Below are 7,459 nucleotides of genomic sequence, written 5' to 3'. Positions count from 1 at the left end.
TAAAGAATATCTAATCGCAAACTGCAATGGTCTATTAATTTTCGGTCACTGGTGATATTCTCTAAATAACCTACTAAACAGAACTTGAAGAATACAACCGGATCTAAACTTTTTTGTCCACAGTTTCCGTAATAGATTTTTGTCTGATTCCGTAGAAATTCCAAATCTAAAACACAAGATAATCGTCTATAAAAATTGTCTTGGGGAACCCGACTACTCAACTGAAAATTGCTGAATAATTTCTCTTGATATATTTTTGTGCCTTGCATTACTAAATATACGAAATTTCTGTATATTTAACAACACGTTGTGCAACAGGCACAACGTGTATAATTAATTGCTTGGTTCTATCCTACGTGGAAATTCCTTCGGAATTTCCTCTGGTTCGTTCCATTTTTAGTAAGTTAGTGGTTTAACCACGCAACTATTCTTACACAACACGTTAGCAATAACCTCAAAAATGAAAGAGATTAACTATTGTATAGAAATATTGAATTTATTTGAGAATGATGAATATTCCAATTTGTTCGTTCTTAAAGAAATTACTAGTCGGAATTATTCTGAATTGGTTATCCATTTAGACAAAATCAAACTTGAGGATAACAATATTATTGAAAAAGAAATATATGGTAGTGACTATATTGGATATTTCGATAATACTTGGTATCAAAATAAGTATAAGAAATATATCGATTTATTACAAAAAAACATTGCAGAAGGAGAAGAGCATAGAAGATATGGATATTATTTTCTAGATTATATACATAGACTAAAACAGCTTTTTATCAATGAAAAATTAGATGAAAAACAGATGTTAGAAGTGATTCTGAAGGTTGATAGTGATATTGGTCAAAAACATCTGTTCATTAGTTTACTTGAATATATGAAAGAGCTTGAAAAATGGAGTGATATGGAGTATTATATAGAACAGATGCCTGTATACAAGGTAAATTCATATCGTAAAAAGGATGAACCAACTAGTGCCTTTGGATATCAAATTCGTATTTATGAATATATAAACAATGTTGACCTAAATAAATTTAAAACCTTTTATAAAAAGTGTCTTCCAGCTAAACATAAAACTGAAGCCAATTTTATAAAATCAGATTTTATATCTAATTACAGCAAACAAAAAGGGCTTGAAGCGGCAATGGAACTTACGGAAAAAACACCTTTTAAAAACTATGAAATAACAGCCTTAAAACCACTAGTCGATATTTTAAGTTACCCTGAAATGCTTACTCTTATAGAAAAACACGAAGAAGTATTAAATAAGCAAAAAAGTGCTATAAAGGAAAAGTTGTTGGTTGGTACCTTAAAAGCAGAATTCAACAAAGGGAATTATAACGAAAGTTATTTCTTAGAAGTTTATAATTTGATTCAAAAGATGGACAGAAAGGAACGCTGGGGTGATTTTAAATTAAAAGATTCTTTATTTTTCGATTTAGGTGAGTCTACTAAAAACTTGGAATTAATTATTAATTGTAGAAAAGAAATTAAACACAACTTATTAAAAAAAGAACTGAAATATTGGGAATTAGAGAATAAAAAGGCAATCGTTAACAATGTATGAAATTATAAAGGTTACGAGCTAGACCAAAAATTATTACATGTCCATAAAGTTCGGTAAAATTTTAAATTTAGCCAAGTCCTAAGCCGAAAGTAAGTACGTTTTTAATCCCTTCCTTTTCTTATACTAACCACTCCTCCAAAATGCCAAAAATCAAACTTCAAACAAAGATAAAAGCTACTAGAAGCATAGTATTTGATCTCTCGCGAAGTATCGATTTACACAAAATTTCAACGGAACACACAAACGAAGAAGCCATCGCAGGAAAAACGAGTGGATTAATCGGAATAGACGAAAGCGTAACGTGGAGAGCAAAACACTTTGGTATTTATCAAAACTTGACTTCCAAAATCACCGAATACAACCGACCAAAATACTTTACAGACCAAATGGTAAAAGGGGCTTTTAAAGAATTTAAACACGAACATCACTTTGAGGAATTGAATGATGAGACTTTAATGACAGACCTTTTTTATTACAAATCTCCTTTTGGAGTTTTAGGTAAAATAGCTGATAAATTGTTCCTCAAAAAATATATGATTGAATTACTCACTGAACGAAATCGCATTGTAAAGCAGTTTGCGGAATCTGAAAGGTGGAAAGAAATAATATCTAAATAAATCATGCAAGTAATAATATTAGGTTTAGTGATTAATCAAAAATTTGGCTGATTTCCGTACAAAAAATCGTCCTTTACTTCTCTACCTCCTTTAACAAACACCTTCCACAGATTCTTTACTTTCATTATTTGAACAACCTATTCTCCCTAAGAATCTTTACTCTCCGTTTTTAATAAAAATAAAACCTCTTTTAAATTAGTTAACATTCAACATTTTAAAAGGAATAATAGGTGTTTAAATCATAGAAACTTCAATGTTTTTCTTAAATTACAGTACAGTGCAGGATGGACTCAAATTACTAATTATATAAATTTGTCTAGTAACATTAGAATAACAAACATGAGCATACTTACAAAAAACTTTAAACACGTAGATTATTTATGGGATGACGCTAAAGCTTCTGCTTTAGGAGACGACCAAGTAGCCTTATTTTTATATCGGTCTAATATTTTAGGAGCCGACCTAAGAATTACAAATTACGGTGGTGGTAACACTAGCTGTAAAACCATGGAAAAAGACCCGTTAACAAATGAAGAGGTTGAAGTAATGTGGGTAAAAGGTTCTGGTGGCGATATTGGAACATTAACACGCTCAGGAATTGCAGGTTTATATACCGAAAGATTACGCGATTTAAAAAATGTTTACGGCGGTTTAGAAGATGAAGATAGAATGGTGGGGTTATTTAACCACTGTATCTACGATTTAGATAGTAAAGCTCCATCTATTGATACGCCGCTTCACGGTTTATTACCATTTGCTCATATTGATCACTTACACCCAGATGCACTTATTGCTGTAGCCGCGGCTCAGGATAGTGAAAAAGTTACCAAAGAAATTTGGGGAGACACTATGGGTTGGGTGCCATGGCAAAAACCAGGATTCGATTTAGGGTTACAGTTAGAAAAATGCTTGGCCGATAATCCTGGAATTAGAGGTATTGTTTTAGGTTCTCATGGTTTATTTACTTGGGGCGACACATCATACGAATCTTACATCAATAGTTTAGAAGTGATTGAAATGGCTTCGGAATATATTGAAAAGAAAATGGAAGAAAAAGGTTCTGTTTTTGGAGGTCAAAAAGTAGAAAGCTTACCAAAAGAAGAACGTTTTGAAAAAGCAGTGCAAATCATGCCTTTATTAAGAGGTTTATGCGCTTCGGAAAATAGAATGATTGGTCATTTCTCTGATAACGATGTGGTTATGGAGTACATAAACAGTAACGATTTGGAACGCTTGGCGCCTATGGGAACCTCTTGTCCAGATCACTTTTTAAGAACCAAAATTCAACCTTTAGTATTAACATTAGATAAAAATGAAGATTTATCTGATGCTGATGCCATTTTAAAGAAATTAGAACCTGCTTTTGAAGCTTACAGACAAGAATATGCAGATTACTATAATACTTGTAAAAAAGATAATAGCCCTGCCATTCGTGATGCAAACCCAGTAATTATCATCTATCCTGGTGTTGGTATGTTTAGTTTTGCAAAAAATAAGCAAACTACACGAGTTGCTAGTGAGTTTTATATAAACGCCATTAACGTAATGCGTGGTGCAGAAGCTATTACAGCTTATACATCTTTACCAAGGCAAGAAGCTTTCGATATTGAATATTGGTTGCTAGAAGAAGCCAAATTACAACGTATGCCAAAAGAGCAACCTTTATCTAGAAAAGTAGCTTTAATTACTGGTGCTGGTGGTGGTATTGGAAAAGCTATTGCAGATAAATTAGCTGCAGAAGGAGCCAATGTTGTACTTACAGATATTAACGAAGAAAGCTTAATTACAGCGCATGCTACTTACAAAAGAGATGTATCTACTTATGCTATTTGCGATGTAACAAATACAGAATCTATTGCATCTGCTTACAAAAAAGCAGTTATTGAATTTGGTGGTGTAGATATCGTGGTGCATAGTGCTGGTTTAGCAATTTCTAAAGCTTTAGAAGATACAACAGATAAAGACTGGAACATTCTACAAAGCATTTTGGTAAAAGGTCAATTCGATTTAGCTAAACAAGCTACCGCAATAATGCGTAAACAAGCCCTTGGTGGAGATTACATTGCTATTGCAAGTAAAAACGGTTTAGTGGCTGGCCCAAATAATGTCGCTTATGGCACTGCTAAAGCCGCACAACAACATATGGTGCGTTTATTAGCTGCCGAATTAGGAAAAGATAAAATTAGAGTAAACACAGTAAACCCAGATGGTGTTATTGTGGGTAGTAAAATTTGGGAAGGTGCTTGGGCCGCTGGTCGTGCTAAAGCTAACGGTATAACCGTAGAAGAGCTTCCTGCTTTTTATGCAAAAAGAAATTTATTAAATGAAATAATAACTCCTGCAGATATTGCTAATGGTGTGTTCTCTTTAGTTGCCATACTCGATAAATCTACAGGAAATATTATTAATGTTGATGGTGGTATGGCCAATGCCTTTGTGAGATAAAAACTACGTGAGTTAGTTTTAGTGTAAGCTTCCATAGCATATTAAATTATATATGGAAGTTTTTTTTAACAGAACACGTTTAAACGTTACGTTATTCTTTTGCTAACCAAATAATTAATGCTTCAAATACCTTCAACTAAACTAAACAAATAAGAATTATGAAAATAGAACAAAATCATATTCAAGACACCAATAAAAAAGACTTAACATCGCACCAAGAGCATTTCGATTTTTTATCGAATAGCTTAACAAAAAAAGGTGTAGATGTCAATAAAATTATATCAAAACTACAAGACTTTCAGGTTGCTATTCCTAGTTGGGCATTAGGAGCTGGAGGAACTCGTTTCGGACGTTTTTCATTCTATGGAGAACCTTCTAGCTTAGAACAAAAAATTCAAGATGTAGGTGTTTTACATGCACTTACACAAACTGCTGGAGCGGTATCATTACATATTCCTTGGGATATTCCTCAAGATTATAATGCGATAAAAGAAATAGCTTCAGGATTAGATATTAAATTCGATGCTGTTAATTCTAATACCTTTCAAGATCAAGCAAACGCCAAAGAAAGTTACAAATACGGCTCTCTAAGTAACGTTAGCCAAGCTGTAAGGCAACAAGCTATTCAACATAACTTAGATGTTATAAATATAGGAAATAAATTAGGCTCAAAAAGTTTAACCGTATGGTTGGCGGACGGCTCTTGCTTTCCAGGACAAACCAACTTTCAAACAGCGCTTCAAAATACAGAAAGCAGTTTAAAAGAAATTTACAAAGGCCTTCCTACAGATTGGAGTATGCTTATTGAATATAAGCCTTACGAACCTAACTTTTACAGTACGGTAATTCAGGATTGGGGAACCTCATTCATGCTTGCTAATGCCTGTGGAGAAAAAGCCTTTTCACTTGTCGATTTAGGCCATCACCTACCTAACAGTAATATCGAGCAAATTGTATCGATCTTAATGTCGAAAGCAAAACTAGGTGGTTTCCATTTTAATGACAGCAAATATGGAGATGATGATTTAACCGTTGGAAGCATTAAACCTTATGCCCTATTCTTAATTTTTAATGAATTGGTTTATGGTATGGAAAACAATCCTGCAAATCCAGATTTAGCTTGGATGATTGATGCTAGCCACAATGTAAAAGACCCGTTAGAAGATTTAATTCAATCTCTAGAAGCTATACAAGAGGCTTACGCCAAAGCGCTTTTAATAGATCAAAATAAATTAAAACAAGCACAACTAAATCACGATGTGGTAAAATGCCAAGAAATTCTACAAAACGCTTATAGAACAGATGTTCGTCCGTTACTAGAAAAAGCTAGACTAGAACGTGGCGGAGCATTAAGCCCTATAAATACTTACCGTGCTTTAGATGTTAGAAATGAACTTATAAAAGAACGTGGTAGAAATACAGTTGCTACAGGACTATAATTTATTTTAAAATGATAAATGTAACTGCCGTATTCGACATAGGAAAAACCAATAAAAAATTCTTTCTTTTTGATAGTGATTACAAAGAAGTTTATAAGGAATACATAAGCTTTGATGAAATTCAAGATGAAGATGGACATCCTACCGAGAACCTAAAAGCGCTTCAAGAATGGCTGAAAAAAGTGTTTCAAAACATTCTTGAAGCTTCAGAATATAATATTCAAGCTATAAATTTTTCAACTTATGGTGCCAGCTTTGTACACTTAGATGAAAACGGAGAAGTACTTACGCCTCTGTATAATTACACCAAGCAAATTGACAAATGTATTGTTAACGAATTTGTTGAAAAATATGGTCCTAGAGAAGATTTTTTAAAAACAACTGGTTGTTTTGATCTAAGTCTTTTAAATTCTGGTTTACAGCTATATTGGATAAAACATACCAAACCCGAAATATTCAAAAAAATAAAATACTCGCTGCATTTACCGCAGTATCTCAGTTTTATTTTTACAGGAATAGCCTTAAGCGAATATACTAGTATTGGCTGCCACACTGGGCTTTGGGATTACACAAAAAAAGATTATCACAGTTGGGTTTACAAAGAAGAACTTCATAAAATTTTACCAACTATTGTTTCTACAGAAACGAGTATTAACATGAACTACAACGGGAAACGCATTAAAATTGGTGTGGGTATTCACGATAGTTCGTCGGCTTTATTGCCTTATGTGCGTAGTGTAAAAAAGAAGTTTGTATTAGTATCGACAGGAACTTGGAGCATTACTTTAAACCCATTTACAGATCATCCTATTGTTGAAGATAGCGATGCTGAAGACTCTATTAATTATATGAGAATTAATGGAAAACCTGTAAAAGCGACACGTTTATTTTTAGGTAACGAGTATAAAATTCAAATAGATAAACTAAGTAAACTCTTTGATGTGGATGAAGATTATCATCGTCATGTAAAGTTTGATTATGATATCTATTCTGAAATATTACACGATTTTAAACACATGTTTACATGGGAAGGGTTAATTGATCAAGATATGCAAAAAGAAACTCATATAAGCTATGATAATTTTGAATATGCCTATCATCAATTAATGACGGAACTTGTTCTTCTTCAAATAAAAAGTATAAAAGATGTTATTGGTGACGATGATGTTAAACGCCTTTATATTGATGGAGGTTTTAGTGATAACGACCTTTTTGTAAAATTACTATCACATTATTGTAGAAACATGAAATTACGTACTACCGATTCTTCATTAGGATCAGCATTGGGTGCGGCCATTTCTATTTCAGATAAAAAATTAAACTCTAAATTTTTGCGTAAAAATTACTCACTAAAAAAACACGTCCCCTTTATAATCAAATAACAC

6 protein-coding genes are annotated in these 7,459 nt (G+C 32.9%); 5 read left to right on the top strand and 1 reads right to left on the bottom strand.

Annotation, left to right across the window (positions count from 1 at the left end):
* Positions 1–269: transposase (locus BM246_RS16265; protein WP_175489809.1), on the bottom strand; the 269-nt coding region annotated here is incomplete at its 3' end.
* Positions 270–460: 191 nt separating this feature from the next.
* On the opposite strand from BM246_RS16265, the gene BM246_RS16260 reads away from it, so the two are divergent.
* From BM246_RS16260 to BM246_RS16240, 5 genes are all read left to right on the top strand, one after another.
* Positions 461–1,573, top strand: coding sequence for a hypothetical protein (locus tag BM246_RS16260; RefSeq protein WP_074939339.1), 1,113 nt, complete (start codon positions 461–463; stop codon positions 1,571–1,573).
* A 140-nt stretch (positions 1,574–1,713) separates the two neighbouring features.
* Positions 1,714–2,190 (top strand): SRPBCC family protein, encoded by a 477-nt coding sequence (locus tag BM246_RS16255; protein ID WP_074939337.1) that lies wholly within the window; start codon positions 1,714–1,716, stop codon positions 2,188–2,190.
* A 339-nt stretch (positions 2,191–2,529) separates the two neighbouring features.
* On the top strand, positions 2,530–4,635 hold the full coding sequence (locus tag BM246_RS16250; RefSeq protein ID WP_074939335.1) for a bifunctional aldolase/short-chain dehydrogenase: 2,106 nt from the start codon (positions 2,530–2,532) through the stop codon (positions 4,633–4,635).
* A gap of 158 nt (positions 4,636–4,793) precedes the next feature.
* Positions 4,794–6,074, top strand: coding sequence for a sugar isomerase (locus tag BM246_RS16245; protein ID WP_074939332.1), 1,281 nt, complete (start codon positions 4,794–4,796; stop codon positions 6,072–6,074).
* Positions 6,075–6,085: 11 nt separating this feature from the next.
* On the top strand, positions 6,086–7,456 hold the full coding sequence (locus tag BM246_RS16240; RefSeq protein ID WP_074939329.1) for an FGGY-family carbohydrate kinase: 1,371 nt from the start codon (positions 6,086–6,088) through the stop codon (positions 7,454–7,456).
* Positions 7,457–7,459: the final 3 nt, after the last annotated feature.

The organism is Algibacter lectus (genome assembly GCF_900112395.1).
Lineage (GTDB): Bacteria > Bacteroidota > Bacteroidia > Flavobacteriales > Flavobacteriaceae > Algibacter > Algibacter lectus.
The sequence above is the reverse complement of the archived record's forward strand: the minus strand, read 5'-3'. Positions and strand labels throughout refer to the sequence as shown.